Source organism: Methanobacterium aggregans (assembly GCF_017874455.1).
In the GTDB taxonomy this organism is placed as follows: Archaea; Methanobacteriota; Methanobacteria; order Methanobacteriales; family Methanobacteriaceae; genus Methanobacterium_C; species Methanobacterium_C aggregans.
Genome location: NZ_JAGGLN010000002.1, coordinates 86,624 through 105,195 on the forward strand (window position 1 = coordinate 86,624; position 18,572 = coordinate 105,195).

The 18,572-nt window shown below is 38.2% G+C and carries 13 protein-coding genes and 1 tRNA gene; 6 read left to right on the forward strand and 8 right to left on the reverse strand.

The window, feature by feature from the left end; all coding sequences use genetic code 11:
• Positions 1–452: 452 nt before the first annotated feature.
• From ahcY to J2756_RS03135, 3 genes are all read left to right on the forward strand, one after another.
• Entirely contained in the window at positions 453–1,706 is a 1,254-nt protein-coding gene (gene ahcY, locus J2756_RS03125) for an adenosylhomocysteinase (protein WP_209582505.1), read from the forward strand.
• Positions 1,707–1,816: 110 nt separating this feature from the next.
• Positions 1,817–2,425: a DUF2119 domain-containing protein gene (locus tag J2756_RS03130; RefSeq protein ID WP_209582507.1), complete on the forward strand. Its 609-nt coding sequence runs from the start codon at positions 1,817–1,819 to the stop codon at positions 2,423–2,425.
• Between the two features lie 85 nt (positions 2,426–2,510).
• Positions 2,511–2,593: transfer RNA gene (locus J2756_RS03135), tRNA-Leu, on the forward strand.
• A 358-nt stretch (positions 2,594–2,951) separates the two neighbouring features.
• Here J2756_RS03135 and katG read toward each other — a convergent pair.
• From katG to J2756_RS03175, 8 genes are all read right to left on the reverse strand, one after another.
• The gene (gene katG, locus J2756_RS03140; protein ID WP_209582509.1) at positions 2,952–5,126 is read right to left on the reverse strand and encodes a catalase/peroxidase HPI; all 2,175 of its coding nucleotides are present in this window, start codon (positions 5,124–5,126) and stop codon (positions 2,952–2,954) included.
• Positions 5,127–5,538: 412 nt separating this feature from the next.
• Complete coding sequence (gene fen, locus J2756_RS03145) at positions 5,539–6,525, reverse strand: flap endonuclease-1 (protein ID WP_209582511.1); 987 nt, start codon at positions 6,523–6,525, stop codon at positions 5,539–5,541.
• A gap of 182 nt (positions 6,526–6,707) precedes the next feature.
• Positions 6,708–7,241, reverse strand: coding sequence for a chorismate--pyruvate lyase family protein (locus tag J2756_RS03150; RefSeq protein ID WP_209582512.1), 534 nt, complete (start codon positions 7,239–7,241; stop codon positions 6,708–6,710).
• A 1-nt stretch (position 7,242) separates the two neighbouring features.
• A complete protein-coding gene (gene hacA / locus J2756_RS03155; protein ID WP_209582513.1) occupies positions 7,243–8,487 on the reverse strand; it encodes a homoaconitase large subunit in 1,245 nt (414 codons plus the stop codon).
• Between the two features lie 195 nt (positions 8,488–8,682).
• On the reverse strand, positions 8,683–9,858 hold the full coding sequence (locus tag J2756_RS03160) for a homocitrate synthase family protein (RefSeq protein ID WP_209582514.1): 1,176 nt from the start codon (positions 9,856–9,858) through the stop codon (positions 8,683–8,685).
• 1,123 nt (positions 9,859–10,981) lie between these two features.
• On the reverse strand, positions 10,982–11,521 hold the full coding sequence (cyaB, locus tag J2756_RS03165) for a class IV adenylate cyclase (protein WP_209582515.1): 540 nt from the start codon (positions 11,519–11,521) through the stop codon (positions 10,982–10,984).
• 230 nt (positions 11,522–11,751) lie between these two features.
• On the reverse strand, positions 11,752–13,761 hold the full coding sequence (locus J2756_RS03170; RefSeq protein WP_209582516.1) for an adenosylcobalamin-dependent ribonucleoside-diphosphate reductase: 2,010 nt from the start codon (positions 13,759–13,761) through the stop codon (positions 11,752–11,754).
• A gap of 118 nt (positions 13,762–13,879) precedes the next feature.
• Positions 13,880–14,281: a hypothetical protein gene (locus J2756_RS03175; RefSeq protein WP_209582517.1), complete on the reverse strand. Its 402-nt coding sequence runs from the start codon at positions 14,279–14,281 to the stop codon at positions 13,880–13,882.
• 411 nt (positions 14,282–14,692) lie between these two features.
• Between J2756_RS03175 and J2756_RS03180 the strand changes: the two genes are divergently transcribed.
• From J2756_RS03180 to J2756_RS03190, 3 genes are all read left to right on the forward strand, one after another.
• Positions 14,693–15,238, forward strand: a complete 546-nt coding sequence (locus tag J2756_RS03180) for a TATA-box-binding protein (RefSeq protein WP_209582518.1) — start codon at positions 14,693–14,695, stop codon at positions 15,236–15,238.
• A 34-nt stretch (positions 15,239–15,272) separates the two neighbouring features.
• Positions 15,273–16,838 (forward strand): phosphoserine phosphatase SerB, encoded by a 1,566-nt coding sequence (serB, locus tag J2756_RS03185; protein ID WP_209582519.1) that lies wholly within the window; start codon positions 15,273–15,275, stop codon positions 16,836–16,838.
• A 326-nt stretch (positions 16,839–17,164) separates the two neighbouring features.
• Positions 17,165–18,568 carry an MFS transporter gene (locus J2756_RS03190; protein ID WP_209582520.1) on the forward strand — a complete coding sequence of 468 codons (1,404 nt, stop codon included), beginning with the start codon at positions 17,165–17,167 and terminating at the stop codon, positions 18,566–18,568.
• Positions 18,569–18,572: the final 4 nt, after the last annotated feature.

Genomic DNA, 18,572 nt, shown 5'->3' on the forward strand with positions numbered 1-18,572 from the left:
ATTTAACTGGGAGAAGTTTTATTATTTTTTTCTCCCAAAATCCTTAAAATAATTCTTTTTCAAGCCTATTGCTATTTTTAAATTGATAACTTCAAAACATAGATTTGTATTTCTAAAAAAGTGTTATTCAAATTATTTCTTCAAAATAATTCCTTTAAGAGCTATTCTTTGTATATTAAAAAGCGTTTTACGCACTTTTATTATTTCAGTCCCTAAATTTTTCCTAATTTTTAGTTATACCTCCTAATTTTTTATTTGTAGGGATCATTTTAAAAAAAAATGAGGATGTTACCATGAAACATCAAAAAAATGATTTAGAAAAATTATCATCCTTCTTTCAGGAAATGAAAAAAAGTTAAGTATCTTCATATCAATATAGGTTTATTTATCGAAAATCTATTCAGAGTTATTTAGATCTTTTAAAAAGAGAGATTCGTTTTTTAGGTGAGACAATGAGTTACAAAGTAAAGGATATTTCACTTGCACCGCAAGGTAAGAAGAAAATAGAATGGGTACAGAGACACATGCCTGTTCTTGAATACATAAAAAAAGAATTTGAAGAAACCAAACCCTTCGAGGGCATTACAATTGGATCATGTTTACATCTTGAACCAAAAACAATAAATCTTGGTTTAACCCTTCAAGCAGGAGGTGCAGAGGTTGCAATGACCGGCTGCAACCCATTATCAACCCATGACGATGCAACAGCTGCAGGAGCTTCAATGGGCCTTAACATGTACGGCTGGAGAGAAGAAAGCAACGAAGAGTACTACGAAAACATCAAGAGGGTGCTGGACCATGAACCTGACATAATAATCGATGACGGCGCAGACATGATATTCTTCATCCACAAGGAGCGAAGGGACCTTATCGGGAAAATATTAGGTGCCTGTGAAGAAACAACAACTGGAATTCATCGTTTAAAGGCTATGAATGAAGATAAAGCCCTTGAATTTCCAGTTATGGCAGTGAATGATTCCTACATGAAGTACCTCTTCGACAACAGGTACGGAACTGGACAGTCAACGTTCGACTCAATAATGGGCTCAACCAACATGCTCATAGCTGGAAAAACAGTTGTTGTCTGTGGATACGGCTGGTGCGGTCGTGGAGTTGCCATGAGAGCTGTGGGGCTTGGTGCAAATGTCATAGTAACCGAAATAGATCCGATAAGGGCCTTAGAGGCAAGAATGGATGGTTACAGAGTTATGAAGATTCGTGACGCTGTTAAAGAGGCAGATCTTATCTTAACAGTCACAGGAAATATTGATATTGTTTCAGGCGACGACTTCAAGTACATGAAGGATGGATGTCTCCTTGCAAACTCAGGACACTTCAACGTTGAGATAAACAAAAAAGACCTTCAGGAACAGTCTGTAAGCTGCAAACAGGTGAGGGCAGATATAGAAGAGTTTGTAATGCATGATGGAAGGAAACTTTACCTCATAGCAGATGGTAGACTTGTTAACCTTGCAGGAGAACGTGGACAGGGACATCCTGCAGAGATAATGGACATGAGCTTTGCAATGCAGGCACTATCCGCCAAGTACCTCACTGAAAACAAACTTGATGTTGGTGTTTACAAAACCCTTGATGAAACAGACAGATACGTTGCAGAACTCAAGTTAAATGCAATGAACATTGAAATCGATGATTTAACACCAAGACAGGTGGATTATATGAACAACTGGGAAGAGGGAACCTGAATCCCCATCCCACTTCTATTTTTTCTTTTACATGTATCATAAGCTGAAATTATTGCAGTACTCTGGACTGAAATCCTGACAAAAAAATTCTCATGGACCCGATGATGAACATGAACTATTCAAAGATCATAGATAAGGGCAATGAACCTTCACGCCTTTTTATTGGAGGAGTTCATGGTAAAGAAGGAATTACCACCATAAAAGCCCTCTCTCAACTTGATGAGGATTCAGTTTCCAATGGAAAACTTGGGATATACAACTTCGATGAAACTCCCTACTTGAGCACCCTCCACAAAGATTATTACAATTCAGATATGGGTAAAAATGTGCTTTCCCTTATTAAAGAGCATAAGCCCGTGGTTTACCTTGAGGCCCACTGCTACAAAGAGAAGAGCTACGAAAAACTCGTAGATGAAGATCGTAAAAGCAGGGTTGGTGTTCCACCACTTATAGAACTTGAAGAAGGAGTTTTAATAGGATCTGTAGCCCCATTTCTAAGGTTGAACTGTTTCAAAAGGCAAGATATCTGTATAACCCTTGAAATTCCATGTTACCCCTCAAAAAAAGCTTTAGGTGTTTATGTTAATATTTTAAAAGCTGTTGCATCTTCCAAAACCCGGGAGGATCTTGAGGCGACCATTGGTACGAGGTATCCTCAGCAGGTTGAAACTGCACGCAGGTACGCCATTGAATTTTTTGGAGATTACCCCCCGTTTTGAATAAAAAAACCTAAAAGATTATTATGGAAAACAAGGGCCGAAAAAAACTTACATTAATATATGATGTTCAACTATCATGATATATGCAGGGGTACCCAAGTGGTCAACGGGGATAGGTTCAGGGCCTATTGGTGTAGGCCTTCAAGGGTTCGAATCCCTTCCCCTGCACTCATTTTAGAATAAGATTTATTTTGTATTTATTTGTAGAATTTCAGGAGATTGTTAGTTTTTCAACAGAAAATATCAATCTATAAGTCATAATCTTAAATTCTATTTAAAAGCATCCTCAATAAATCTAAATTAAAAAACCGTTCCAATGGATTAAATGACCCAGTATCTCTTATTTCTTTAGATCTCCTCTATATTTCATGATACTTTCTTTATAACTACTTTTTAACATAGATATTATGATAAAAGCAAATATAATTGCTAATATAATAACAGGCGCAGTTCCATTTGAAGGTAGATTAAAAAAAGAAAAAAATGTTTTTTTATAAAAAAACTTAATTTGATGAATTTTCTGTTTTCAGGATAATGCTAGGTCGAACCTGTCCAGGTTCATGACCTTGTCCCATGCTTTTATGAAGTCGTTCAGGAACTTCTTAGATGAGTCTTCACATGCGTAGACTTCCGCCAATGCCCGGAGCTCGGAGTTTGAACCGAAAATGAGGTCAACACGTGTACCTGTCCACTTGAGTTCACCTGTTGCTCGGTCCCTTCCCTCAAACACATTTTCGTCCTCTGAGGATGCATTCCATTCTGTTTTCATATCAAGCAAATTCACGAAAAAGTCATTTGTAAGCGCCTCAGGCATCTTGGTGAAGACACCATTCTGGGATTGTCCAAAGTTGGCATTCAGGACACGTAATCCACCAATGAGAACCGTCATCTCAGGAACTGTCAATGTCAGTAATTGCGCTTTGTCCACCAGCAACTCTTCGGGCCTAAATGCGCTTTGAGTCTTCTGATAATTTCGGAACCCATCTGCAACCGGTTCAAGCACAGCAAAGGATTCCACATCAGTTTGCTCCTTTAGAGCATCCATGCGTCCCGGAGTGAAGGGCACCTTAACAATATAACCAGCATTTTTTGCAGCCTGCTCAACACCAGCGCAACCAGCCAAAACAATGAGATCAGCCAGGGAGACCTTCTTGTCACCTTTTTGTGTTTGGTTAAATTCGCTCTGGATGCCCTCAAGTACCTCCAGCACTTTGGCTAGCTGGGCTGGCTGGTTGACTTCCCAATCCTTCTGCGGTGCCAGGCGAATACGAGCACCGTTGGCACCACCACGCTTGTCAGAGCCGCGGAAGGTAGATGCCGAAGCCCAGGCAGTGGAAACCATCTCTGACACTGACAGTTCAGAAGCCAATACCATACCCTTAAGGGTATCGATGTCTTCTTCATCAACCAATTCGTGATCGGCTGCAGGGATGGGGTTCTGCCAGATGAGCTCCTCGTCAGGTACCTCCAAACCTAGGTAGCGTGTCCGTGGACCCATGTCACGGTGGGTCAGTTTGAACCACGCGCGGGCGAAGGCGTCCGCAAACTCATCAGGGTTCTCATAGAAGCGCCGTGAGATCTTTTCGTATATGGGGTCGAAGCGCAAAGAGAGATCTGTGGTCAGCATGCCCGGGGTGCGACGTTTTGATGCGTCGTGTGGATCAGGAACAGTATCTGCGCCTGCGTCACCCTTTGGCTTCCACTGGTAGGCACCGGCCGGGCTTTTGGTCAATTCCCATTCGAATTCAAATAGTATCCTGAAGAAGTTGTTGTCCCAGTTCGTTGGAGTGTTGGTCCAGATAACTTCCGGGCCGCCTGTAATGGTGTCGTTACCTTTGCCATTACCAAAGCTGCTCTTCCAGCCCAGGCCCTGCTCCTCAATTGGTGCGGCTTCCGGCTCAGGACCAACCATTGACGGATCACCAGCACCGTGGGTTTTTCCGAAGGCGTGACCACCTGCAATGAGAGCCACTGTCTCCTCATCGTTCATAGCCATGCGAGCAAAACTCTCTCGGATATCATGCGCCGCAGCAATGGGGTCTGGTTCGCCGTTAGGGCCTTCTGGGTTCACATAAATCAATCCCATCTCCAGGGCGGCGAGTGGTTTTTCCAGTTCACTGTCACCAGTATGACGCTCGTCTGTAAGCCATTCTTTCTCAGAACCCCAGTATATGTCCTTTTCAGGTTCCCAGATGTCATCACGCCCACCACCGAAACCGAAGGTCTTAAAACCCATGGATTCCAGGGCGACGTTACCAGCAAGAATCATGAGGTCGGCCCAGGAAATTTTTCTGCCGTACTTCTGCTTGATGGGCCAGAGCAGTCGGCGTGCTTTGTCGAGGTTAGCGTTGTCGGGCCAGCTGCTTAATGGTGGAAAACGCTGGTTGCCGTTACCCCCTCCTCCACGGCCATCACTGATACGGTACGTACCGGCACTGTGCCACGCCATACGGATGAATAAAGGCCCATAATGGCCAAAGTCCGCAGGCCACCAATCCTGTGACTCGGTCATGAGTTCATGGAGGTCTTTCTTCAGCGCCTTTAGGTCAAGACTCCTGAATTCTTCAGCGTAGCTGAAATCTTCATCCATAGGATTGGATTCTGAGGAATGCTGGCGCAGGATGTCTAGATTCAACCGGTTTGGCCACCAATCAAGGTTCGTAATACTACCTCTAACAGTTTTTTTGCTTTTTTCATCCATAATTCCACCCTCTTTTTTCCACATCTAATTCACCTATTTTAAATTTTCCAAAAACTGTGAATCTTGTGTTTCCGAGTTTAATTGCCATTAATAACATTCCTTTAAAGAATATAATTTGAATTGTTTTTAAATATTTTCTAACAATTATTTATTAATTACAACTTTATTAAAAATTTTTGTTGATTTATACGGATAATATAAAACCATCAATCCATGATAGGATTTGTATAAATCCAAAAAGTAGATAAAAAAAATACATAAATAATTTTAAATTATTTTTAAAAAATCAAGTGAAAAAAATGTGCAAAAAGACAAATTCTCTTTAAAATTAATTATTTTTTTATATAAAAAAATATTTTCATATAAAATATTTATAGAAATTGTAATAATTATGCAAAACTTGAATGAAAGGTTAAAACCACTGTTCCAAACTACTCTGGTTCATGTCAAGTTTTTTGAGTTTATCAAGGGCACTTGAAACTCTTTCCTCTGAAAAATCGTGTTCTCCGCAGAGGAAGTCTAAGGTACCATCCCTGTCAGGTTTCTTCCATTTCAGGTTGTAATCCTCAAGAACATCGTGATCCAAAAACATGTCCCTTAAAACCATAGGATCAACTTCCAGCTCAACATCCAGATGTTCCAGGGCGTTGAATATGTTTTCATGTTTTTTGATGAGTTTTAAACCTTTTTTAGCACCTATACCTTTTATTCCCTCGTTAAAATCTGTTCCAACGAGTATTGCAACGTCCACAAGCTGTTCCCTTGTTAGTTCAACCTGTTCTAAAACTTTTTTAAGCTGTATGAGTTCCAGGTTGGCTTTTCCACCAGTTATGGTCAGGTTTTTAACCATTCTCGTGGCCCCAAAGAGTATGCAGTCGTAGTCCTGTGATCCCACACACCATGCATCTCCCTTTTCAACCATGTACGATGCTTGAGCTTCACCTTCACCCTTGGCCTGGATGTAGGGGATTCCCATTAGTTCTAGAAGTTTTTTAGATCCTTCCACCACTCCAGGGGACATTCTTGAGGATCGGACTGCGTACTTACGTGCCTCCTGAATATCTCCTTCATCAAGGGCTTCTTTCCATTTCTTCTCTGATTCTTCCTTTACTTCTCTTCGCTTGTCCTGTGTACCCTTTTTAAGATGGCTTGATGCACCATCAAATACATAAACCGGTTTTATTCCCTTTTCAACAAGTGATGATGTTCTGTAAAGGATTCCGCTGAAGTGTGAGGTTATGTTTTTGTTGTGATCCATGAGAGGTGTGCCATCTGCCTGTCTTATGCTTGATAAGAACTGGTAAATTATGTTGGCTGCATCAAGTACAACTATTTTTCCTTCAAGTTCATTGAAGCCTATGGATTCCGGAGATACAATGTCTTTAAACTTTACACCCATTTCAACCACACCAAATAGTTCAATCATCCATTCAATTTTTTTATAAGATTTTGTTTATGGATTGAATTTCATTAACTCAATATTTTGCCTTAAATCAGTTTTCTACATTAATCAGCACTATTAAAAGAAAATTTCTTAAAAAACATCTGATTTGAGATATCTACCAATCACATTTCCAGGGGTTAATCTCTGAAAAGATCGTATGGAAACGTTTCTTTTATCCATATAAGAACTTCACCATTGTGTATGATGTTGTAGGTTCTTGCAAGCATTGGAGAATCTGTTCCATATATCTCTTGAGTTTCTTTGTTGGTTCTCTCTGCGTAAATTGTTTTTATTTCTCTTCTGGACTCGATTTTATGGTTTTTTAATATACGTCCAATTGGGATATCTGCCTTTATCAAGTCTTCTTTGAAGTTATTTTCAAGTCTTTCAACTGGAATGTAAGATACTGCATGTATCAATGGTTCTTCTGTTCCCATTACAACAACCCTGTAGTTCACAGTATCCCCCTCATCTATATCGAGAAGTTCCGCTACATCCTTGTCAGCATCCTGAAATTTCTGAACCAGTGTTTCCAGGTGAACATGGCCCTTAATAACATCGAGTATTGCGGTTACAGATCCATCGGTTGTTAAAAGTATTTTCTGAGCGCTTGACAGTTTTCCAATACTCTTCTCAATGTCTTCAATTCCGTGAATAATATTTTGGTCCATTTTACCTCCTAGGATCACTAATTTCTCCTGAAATTGCTGATGATGCTACAACAGCAGAGTTTGCAAGGTAAACCTCAGAATTTGGGTCTCCCATTCTTCCAACAAAGTTTCTGTTGGTTGTTGATATACATACTTCACCTGAGGTTAAAACTCCCATGTGAGCTCCAAGACATGGTCCGCATCCAGGGTTACAGACTTCTGCACCAGATTTTATGAAGGTTTCTATCAGTCCTTCATTCAATGCCTGGAGGTACACCTCTGCAGAGGCAGGTATTACAATGAGTCTAACATCCTCATGAACCCTTGAACCTTCAAGAACTTGAGCTGCATCCCTCAGGTCTTCAAGACGTCCGTTTGTACATGACCCTATGAATGCTTGGTCAACACCAACACCTTCCACCTTTGAAACAGGTTTTACATTATCAACGTTATTGGGACATGCTATCTGGGGTTCCATATCACTAACATCAAAAATATATTCCTTCTCATATTGAGAATCATCATCGGAACGTATTACATCAAAGTTTTTAACGTTTCTCTTCATTAAATACTCTTTCACTGCCCTGTTTGGTTCCATTATTCCGTTTTTGGCACCGCTTTCAATTGCCATGTTGCAGATGGTCATTCGGCCAGAAACATCCATTGAATCTATGGTTTCACCTGTAAATTCCAGGGCTTTGTATGTGGCACCGAATGAACCTATTTCACCGATCACATTAAGTATAACATCTTTAGCCCTTACATATTCACCTAATGAACCATTTACAGTTACTTTGTAGGATTCTGGAACCATGAACCAGTTTTTACCGGTTGCAAAAACTATTGCCATATCTGTTGCACCCATACCTGTTGCAAATGCCCCAAAAGCTCCGTGTGTGCATGTGTGTGAGTCTGCACCCACAACAACAGTTCCAGGCTTTATGAACCCCTTCTCTGGAAGTACTTGATGGCATATTCCTTCACCATGGGTAAATAGATTTTTTATGCCCTGTTCCCTTGCAAATTCCAGTGTAACCTTTTGAAATTCTGCAGACATTATTTTGTTGGCAGGAACGTTATGATCAAAGATTATAACAATTTTTTCATTATTCCAAACGTTATCTGCAATTTTTTTGAATGTGTTAATTGTAGGTGGAGATGTTCCATCATGGGTCATTGCAATATCAACAGGAACATCAATTATTTCACCAGGTTGTACCTCAGATTTTCCTGATGCACGTGCAAGAATTTTCTCTGTTATGTTCATATTAAAATCAATCCTTAAAATTCCTTATTCAAATGAAAATTTCCTTGAAAGTTTCCTTCTTCAGGTCTAAAAACCTTTATAAAATTTTTATAAACCATTTGAATAACTTTAATATTCAAATTAGTCTAATTGAATTAAAAAATTGATCAAGACATTTAAATCTTAATCTACCTTTTAAATTTTGATCCTAATCATTTAGGGGTCGAAGGGTCCACGTACCGATCTCACTATTTCGTTGAAAAGTTTGTCGTTGATGTACTTTCCTTCTTCTCTTCGTCTTTTGACGTTTTCCACAATTTTACAGAGTTCTTCTGTTGTAACATCTATTCCACATGCATCAAGCTTTGCTTTAACTGCTCTGCAGCCTGAATGTTTACCCAGGACTATTTTTCTGTGATGTCCTATCATTTCAGGAAGGAAAGGTTCGTATGTGAGGGGTTCCTCTATAACCGCATCCACATGTATCCCTGATTCATGTCTGAACACATTTTTACCCACAATAGGTTTGTTTTCAGGTACTTTCATGTTGGTTAGTTTTCCAACGAGCTGGGAAAGTTCGTAAAATATGCTGATGTTGAATCCAAGGTCAACTCCATATATAAGGTGAAGGCTCATCACAAGTTCTTCAAGGGATGTGTTGCCTGCCCTTTCACCTATACCATTGACTGTTGTTGAAACTGCATTTGCACCTGCTAAAAGTCCGGATATGCAGTTTGAAACTGCTAATCCAAAGTCGTTGTGACAGTGAAGTGCTATTTCTGCTTTCAGGTCGGACCTTAATTCCCTTACGAGGTAATCCATACCCTGAGGACTTATGGCTCCAACTGTGTCTGCTATGTGCACCCTGTCTGCACCACAGTTTTCAGCCTTTTTATAAACCTGTTTCAAGAAATCAATGTCTGTTCTTGTTGCATCTTCAGCAGAAAATGCTACAAAAAGCCCATGGTCCTTTGCATGCTCAATTGAGTTCATGCAAACGTTCAGAATTTCTTCACGACTCATATTGAATTTATGTTTGAGGTGAAGGTCTGAGGTTGCCATGAATGTGATTATTCCATCAACTCCACAGTCAATTGCCTTGTCAATGTCTTCCTTCTTGGTACGTGACAAAACAAGTATCTGTGCATCTAAATCTTCATTCACAATGGCTTTAACAGATCTTTCCTCTTGCTTTGACACAACTGGAAATCCTGCTTCTATCTGATGGATTCCAAGTTCGTCGAGTTTTCTTGCGATTTGAAGTTTTTCAGAAGTTCCTAAACAAACTCCAGGTGTCTGTTCACCATCTCTTAACGTTGTATCATAAATTTTAACATCATTTGGAAATTTTAAATCCGCTGCCTTGTTGTAAGGGCTCACAAAGTAATCCAAATTATTCCCACCTGCTAATTTTTGAGATATTTCAATTATTTTTATTGATGAATTTTTTAAAAAATTTTAGCTTTTTTTAAAGCGTTCCAATTCTCAAGTTAAAACATGTTTGATTCATTTCTAAGCTAAAATTTTTTTAAACTAAATTATTTTTAAATTACAACAGAAAAATTTATTCTATGTATAGATGTATTTTTCGAAAACATTTGCCATACCTTTTCTGTTCTTCTTGATCTGTTGTTGTGATTCACTCCTTATTTATCCTTTTATATTTAAAAATCTATTTTTTGTGAAATTTATCACCATGAGGCTTCTGGTTTCCAAGTGATCTGGACATTAGCAAATAGGAATGAAAATTCAAAACCCAAAACAGATTGTTGACAATAATTAAAATAAAAAATAAAGGGTATTAAAGAGAGTGTTATTATTTTTTTTGTTGATTGTTATGTTTATATACTTTTTTTTAATTATTATACAATTAACATTTTACCATGATTCACAATTTTCACCCTTCTAAGGTTCATTGCTCCAAGGATAGGGTTTTTATTAATTTTTATTTTTGAAATTAGGTTAGAAATTGGAGTGAATTTGGAAAAAAATTTTATATATTATAGGAATGTATTCTATGATGTCATACATATTAGATGACACTAGAACCCTCCCTCTCCTCAGAGAGATACCGCCTCCAGGAGAGGGAATGGCTTTTATATAATTACTTATTTTAGGGTAAAAACAAACATTATATGCGCTATAAAAAGAATTTATATGATGTTTCATGCCCCAATCAGGACCATTTATATTCAAACACCCTATTTTATCCCTAGAGAGGGTTTTGAATTCTTATTTTTTAGATTCCAAATCCTTCGTTGCATAACTGGATTATACCCTTTAGTTTTACTGTTCTGATATCATGCGTTACCAATAGAATATTTACTACCATCCGAAGCAGCAGATGCACATCAACATTTACCTTAGAGGATCCAAATTATCCACCTGTAACTTCAAGTAAACATGCCGGATCTTGGATATTTCACAGTATTCATTCCAATCTATGCAAACAACTGAACATATTCATATAATTTAGGTGATCTTTGGAAATTTCAGTTGTCTCGGTAATACTTCCTTAATGAACTCCCATAAGTTCAAGGTAGGATCTTCTCTCAAACCCATCTTCTATTCCAAGTTTCTTGAATAACTCAAATATTTCATCCCTTGCCTGGGAAAAATCTTCACCTTCACGAGCTTCTCTTTCTATTTCAATGAATTTTCCAACATTAAGGACTTCATCAAGAGAAATTATGGATTCTTTGAATTTGTATATAATTCTCTTCTTTTCAACAGTTGCAGCTGCCCTGAATCCAAGGTTTTCAAGGATAGATGCCATGTTTTCAGTGTCTGAAACATCAACTTCAATTTCTTTACGTGTCTTGCTGACCTCATCCATTTTGGCGCCTTTATAGGTTAAAATTATTCGTTTTCCAGATGTATCTGGGATTTCCCTTATCCTGAGTGCCTCATCAGTTTCTGCAAAGTCCCGGTCTGGTGCGTTGAAATAAACATCCTTCTGATGCTCCAAACCAATCATCTCCGCCCTAATTTCATTAAGTTTAACTTCAACATCATTAAAATTACCTGCATGGGCTTTAACTTCAACTTCTATCATTTTTAAACCTTCCAACTCTTTTCAAGATTTTCAACATCTGAAACAAGCAATACTATAAATATGAACTTTTCATCAAACCCTTTAACTGATATTTTTTTGGTTCTTCTGATGTTTTGACATGATCATTTCTTTTTCATATTTCATTATGATCATTTCCATATTAAATTAATGGAAGCTCCAGGTTCTTAATGATTGGGTGAAATAAAGGGGTGAAATAAGATTTTGATGTTTCAATGGAGGCAACAATTTGAAGGACGTCCCCCAGAATATTCTGGATCTGTTAACACATAACCCCCAGATTTATCTCCAAATTTTAAATCAGAAACTTCTGAACCTTTGAATCCTTTAAGGTACCAGACCTGTTCAGCTTTACTACCATACCTGTAGACAGTTATTCCCTTGGATTTGAGTTTGTAAGCCATTAAAAATATCCTTTTAACATCAGCTTTGGATGCTTCGTGTGGAAGGTTAACAGTCTTTGAAACTGCATTGTCCACATGGCTCTGGAAGGCTGCCTGCATCTTGACATGCCATTCAGGTTTTATATCATGGGCAGTTACAAACAACCGCTTCACATCAGATGGAATTCCATCAACATCCTGAATTGAACCATTACACAGCACAGAATCCAGGATTTCCTTTCTATAAAAACCCCTTTTTAAAGTGATTTTCTTAAATAGGGGATTTATTTCAAGGAGTTTTGTGCCGTTCATAACATTTCTAACAAAAGAAACTGCAAATAAAGGTTCTATACCGCTCGTAATATTTGCAATTATACTTATGGTTCCTGTTGGTGCTATGGTGGTTGTTGTAGCATTTCTCATGGCCTTGAAACCTTTTTTGTACCATACACTCTCCCTGAAGTTTGGGAAAGAACCCCTCGATCTTCCAAGTTCTTCTGAAGCCTTCTTTGAATGATCCTGTATGAATTTCATGACTTTACCTGCAGTTTCAACGGCTTTTTTTGAGTCATATGGAATTTCAAGCATTATTAACATCTCTGCAAATCCCATAACCCCCAGGCCGATTTTCCTGTTTTTCAGGGTTTCAGTTTTTATTCGGGGTGTTGGAAAACTTGTAACATCCAGAACGTTGTCAAGAAAATGCACAGCCGTTTTTACTGTGCGTTCCAATTTATCCCAATTTATAACACCAGTTTTAACCATCCTGGCAAGGTTTATTGAACCGAGGTTGCATGATTCATAGGAAAGAAGGGGTTGCTCTCCACAGGGATTTGTTGCCTGGATCTTACCTGAAGCTGGAGTTGGGTTCATTCTGTTTATTTCATCCATGAATAGGATCCCAGGATCCCCTGTTTTCCATGCATTTTCAACGATAGCATCAAACAGATCTTCAGCCTTTATGTAACCTACTTCCTCATTGGTTCTGGGGTTTAAAAGGGGATTTTTATCCTCAATTTCCCTTGATTTGTTTACCTTCCCCTTTGAGTGTTCTTCAGATTCCAGTATCCCTCCTGATCCATTCAAAACAGATGTTTCTTCTTCCAGAAGATGTGTATCTTTGAATCCCTTGCTTTTCTCTTCATGGCGAAGGACTTTGTCCATGAATTCATTGTCAACTGAAACAGACAGGTTGAAGTTTTCAAGATGGGTGAGTTTCTTCAGATATTCAGCATCTGCATCCACTGGAATATTTTTGGCCTGTATAAATTCAAGGATATCCGGGTGGTGAACACTGAGTACTGCCATGTTTGCACCTCTTCTTCTGCCTCCCTGTTTTATTACGTCGGTTGCAACATCAAAAATTCGCATAAAAGATAATGGTCCCGATGCTATTCCAGCTGTTGACCCCACAATATCACCCCGTGGTCTGAGCTTTGAAAATGAAAAACCAACACCCCCACCAGATTTGTGGATGAGGGCCATGTACTTCAGGGCATCAAATATTTCAGTTACAGAATCACCAACCGGTAAAACAAAGCATGCAGAAAGCTGATTTATAGGGGTTCCTGCATTCATGAGGGTGGGGGAGTTGGGTAAAAATTCCAGGGAGGATATCAGTTTGTAGAATTCTTTTTCTACTTCAAGGGTATCTGATTCATAGAGTATTTCTGCCTTGGAAACTGCCCTCGAAACCCTTTGGAACATTTCTTCTGGATCTTCCACTATCCTCCCAGTTTCATCCTTGAGTAGGTATCTTTTTTCAAGGACTTCTAGAGTGTTTTGAGATAAGTGGGGAGATTTTCCAGGTGGATGTTTTGGATTCCCAGTGAATCCCATATTTGACCCCCATTTCCATTATATAACCAATATGTCAGCTTAAAAATGAAACTAAACTGATGTTTTAAATGAATTTGAGTTGTTTTGAAAATATTTAGATCAACAAGGTGTGAACTGATTATCCCACCCTTCCCTGGATGGAATTTTTAATATATAATCGTGAACTATCTATTTGAGAAAGATAATCATTTATTGCATCTTCAACTACTTCATAAGCAGCTATTTTAAGATTTTTCTCCTTTAAAAGGATTTTTTTTTCTTTGATTATTTTTTCTGTGGATTTTTTTCTTTTAAAAAGTCCATTTGGCTGCTGTTCAGTTTCTTTCATTTTATTCAGGTACTCCAAACGGATATTCCTTATATCTATTCGGAGGTTATGGCGTACCTTCTTTAATATTTTCTCAAGATCATCGAGTTCATTTATAGTATTCATAGCCCTGTCAATTGAGGATACATCTATTAACATACCTTCAATTCCAAGGGAATCTATCTGCTGACGGTATTTTTTAGGAGATATCATTCTATTCCTATTCCTCCTTGTGATTCCAAGAGTTAATCAAAGCATTGAAGCTTTATTAAAAATTTATAGCTCCAAATATATAATACTAACTGATTTTTTCATATTAAAATAGAAAAAAATAGAAGTAATTGTAACCTACACCCAAAATTTGGGTTTAATTCCAAAAAAAAACTTCAGTATTAATATAAGATACTTTAATAATAACCCAAAGTTATATATGATGTTTAAGAAAAGTTTAATGCTGAGTACTTTCTTTTAAAATATTCAAGAACTTATTATTAAGATACAAACTCAAAGTATGAAAACCTTTACCTTTAATAACACGCTACTTATATACTTTATAAAAGGAAGTACGAATTTATACATAATATCAAATTCATTTATAATGATTAAATGATCTGGAGGAACAGAATGACTGATGTAGAAATCAAAATTGAAAATATTGTGACTTCCGCAACGCTCGGTAAGCCATTAGACCTTACACAGGTTGGTCCGGCACTCGAAGGTGTCGAATACAATAAGGAACAATTCCCAGGCTTGGTTTTTAAACTTAAAGAACCTAAAACAGCCGCATTAATATTTGGATCAGGAAAACTCGTTTGTACAGGTGCAAAATCTGTAAAAGATTCAATAAAAGCCATCCACATAACAGTGGATCTGATGAGAACCCTCGACCCAGAGATACCCAAAGAATTTGAAATAAAGGTACAAAACATAGTTGCTTCAGCCAACCTAATGAAAACTTTAAACCTTGAAGCAGTGGCTTTGGAACTTGAAAACACAGAATACGAACCTGAACAGTTCCCCGGATTAGTTTACAGGCTTGGAGACCCAAAAGTTGTTTTACTCCTCTTTGGTTCAGGAAAAGTCGTATGTACAGGTGCAAAAACTAAAGAAGCCGCCCAGCTTGGTGTTGAAAAAACTAAAGAAAGACTAGCTGAATTGGATCTGATCTAATTTCATTTTTTAAATTGATTAACTCGGTGATCTTTTGATTAAACTTATAGCATTCGATCTTGATAACGTTCTTATAGATGGCGAAGCCATCGATGAAATAGGCAAACTGATGGACGCAGAAACTGAAATCTCAGAAATAACAAAAAAAGCAATGGAAGGAGACCTTGAATTTGGAGAAGCCCTTAAAGAAAGAGTAGCTTTACTTAAAGGTGCATCTGTGGATGATATAAAGGATGTTGTCTACAAGATTCCTCTCATGGAAGGGGCCAGCGAAACTGTTGCAGAGCTCAAAAAGAGAGGTTACAAAATTGCAACAATAACTGGTAGCTTCGAAATAATTGCAAATCGTATGAAAGAGGAATTAGGCCTTGATTACGCATTTTCAAATGTTCTCCACGAAGAGGAAGGTAAACTCACAGGAGAAGTTTCAGGTCCTCTCGTAAAAGGTTCAAAATCTGACGTCCTCAAAGAGATACTAAAAACAGAGCAGATAACTGCAGAAGAATCTGCAGCCGTTGGAGACGGCGCAAATGACATTTCAATGCTCAAAGAAGCAGGAATGGGCATAGCTTTTAATGCTAAACCTGTTTTAAAGGAGATTGCAGATGTTGTTGTAGAAAAAAGGGATTTAAGAGAATTATTAAACATCTTCAAAGAGGAGGAATCCCAAGTGGAAACAAAATCCGAAACTGAAGATAAAGCTGAAGATAAAGCTGAAGATAAAGCTGAAGATAAAGCTGAAGATAAAGCTGAAAATTCTAAATCACCCTACGCTGGTAAAAGCTTCAAAGAACTTCTCAAAGAGAAGAAAGAGCTTGAAAAGCAGCTCAATGAGTTCACAAAAAAAAGGGATGAACTCAACGAAGAAGCCAGGACTCACAAGGACTTAAGGAATGATTTGAACAACAGTATAAAAGAAAATCTGGATAAAGCCCTCAAATACCGTGATGAACGTGACCAGAACAATGAAGAGGTCAAGAAGTACAAGAAGTTGAGGGATGAAACCAACCAGAAGCTCAAGAAGATGGAATGGGCATCTGGAAAACGGGAAATAGTTAAAGCCCAGGGTGAAATAGAAAAACTCGAAAAAACTATAGAAACCAAGGTCCTGGACATAAGGAAAGAAAATGAGCTTGTTAAAAAGGTTACAGACCTTCGAAAAGAGCTCCAGGACATGCATGAGGATGAAAAAACCAAAAAAGAAGCCCTTGAGCTTAAAGAGATATCCGAAGCCCACCATGCAAAGGTTGTTGAGCTTTCAAACAAAGCCCAGGAAACCCATGAAAGCATGATCGAATACTTCAGGAAAATCGATGATATAAGGGCAAAGGCAGATGAAGCCCACAAAAAATTCATTGAAACTCGTGAAAAAGCATCTGCTGAACATGAATCTGTTAAATCCGTTCTTAATGAAATAAGGAAGATAAACAAAGGCCTTGACAAGATTAAGGCAAAAGAACGAAGCAGTGAAAATGAGGAAAGTAAGAAGAAAAATATGGCTGAGAGGGAGATTGCTCAGGACATATTCGAAAAGTTCAAAGAGGGTAAAAAGCTCTCAAAAGATGAACTTATGCTCCTCCAGAAGCATCACATCGTCTGATTCTCTGAATCAGACAACCTCATTTCTTTATTTTAAATTTATTTTTAAAGGTTATTTTTTACTTTAAAAAATAATATTTAACTTCTTTAAAGGTTTCTAGTTCAATATTAAGTCCTTATTTTATTTTTTTAAACCAATTTAACCCCCCAATATCTCATCATTAAAAATAGTTTTTTTCTATGAAATTTTATTGATTTTATTGAGTTAAAGCATTGTACAGTACATAATACTAATTATTTTCTCATGATTATCATCTATTTAAAGTAAATACATCATAACTAAGTTTTAAGAAAAGTTGAATGGATGTAAGTCAGGAGTCATATTTTATGGGAGAAGAAGATTCATACGTCAAGGAGTCTACACGAATTGCTGCTTTGATCATTGCAACACTTGCCAATTTTTTAACACCGTTCATGAGCTCTGCAATCAACATAGCACTGCCTGCAATTGGTGCAGAGTTTGGATCAAGCGCAATTTTACTGAGCTGGGTTCCAACATCATTTTTATTAGCTGCAGCAATGTTTTCAGTTCCCTTTGGTAGGATAGCTGATATTTATGGGATGAAAAAAATATTCAGCTATGGAATAATTATATTTACAGTGGCCTCCCTTCTTTCGGCTCTGGCACCATCAACCATTGCACTCATAGTTTTCAGGATCATCCAGGGAGTGGGTGCTGCAATGATATTTGTAACAGGCCTTGCAATAATCACCTCGGTTTATCCACCATTTAAACGTGGAAAAGCCATAGGAATAAATATTGCAACTGTTTACATTGGACTGTCCCTTGGTCCTGTGCTCGGCGGAATCATGACCCAGTACCTTGGATGGAGAAGTCTTTTCTATTTGGCTGTTCCCCTGGGTATTCTGATATTTGCACTGACACTCTGGAAGCTTGAGGGAGAATGGGCAGTTTGTCATGGAGAAAAATTCGATGCTCTGGGTTCCATATTCTACAGTATCGTTCTTGTAACTGTCATGTACGGAGTTTCCATACTTCCAAGCAACAACGGACTCATCATGATAACCCTGGGAATTGTGGGTTTACTGGCATTTGTGATATGGGAGTTAAGAACTGAAAGTCCTGTTTTAAACATCAAAATCTTCAAAAACACAACCTTTGCATTCTCAAACCTGGCAGCCCTTATAAACTACAGTTCAACCTTTGCTGTGACTTTCCTCCTGAGCCTGTACCTTCAATACATCAGGGGGCTTGATGCACAGTCAGCAGGAATTATATTAGTTGCCCAGCCAGTTATAATGGCGATTTTCTCTCCAATTGCAGGGAAACTTTCAGACAGGTTCGAACCCCAGATCATCGCATCCCTTGGAATGGCAATTTCAACCATTGGAATATTCACATTCACCTTCCTGACACCCACAACCAGCTTAACACTTCTCATCATAGGTTTGATGGTTCTTGGATTTGGATTTGCACTCTTCTCATCCCCCAACACCAATGCAATTATGGGATCCGTTGAAAAACGTTTCTACGGTGTTGCATCTGCAATGGTCAGCACCATGCGGCTTATAGGTCAGATGTTCAGCATGGGTTTGGCCCTCATGGTGTTTGCAATATTCATAGGAAACGTTCAGATAACAACAGCCCAGTACCCAGCTCTGCTCTCAAGCATACACACTGTTTTCATCATCTGCACAGTGCTCTGTTTCATTGGTATCTTTGCATCCATTGCAAGGGGTAAAAAACGTTCAAAAAATGCACAAAAATGATGGT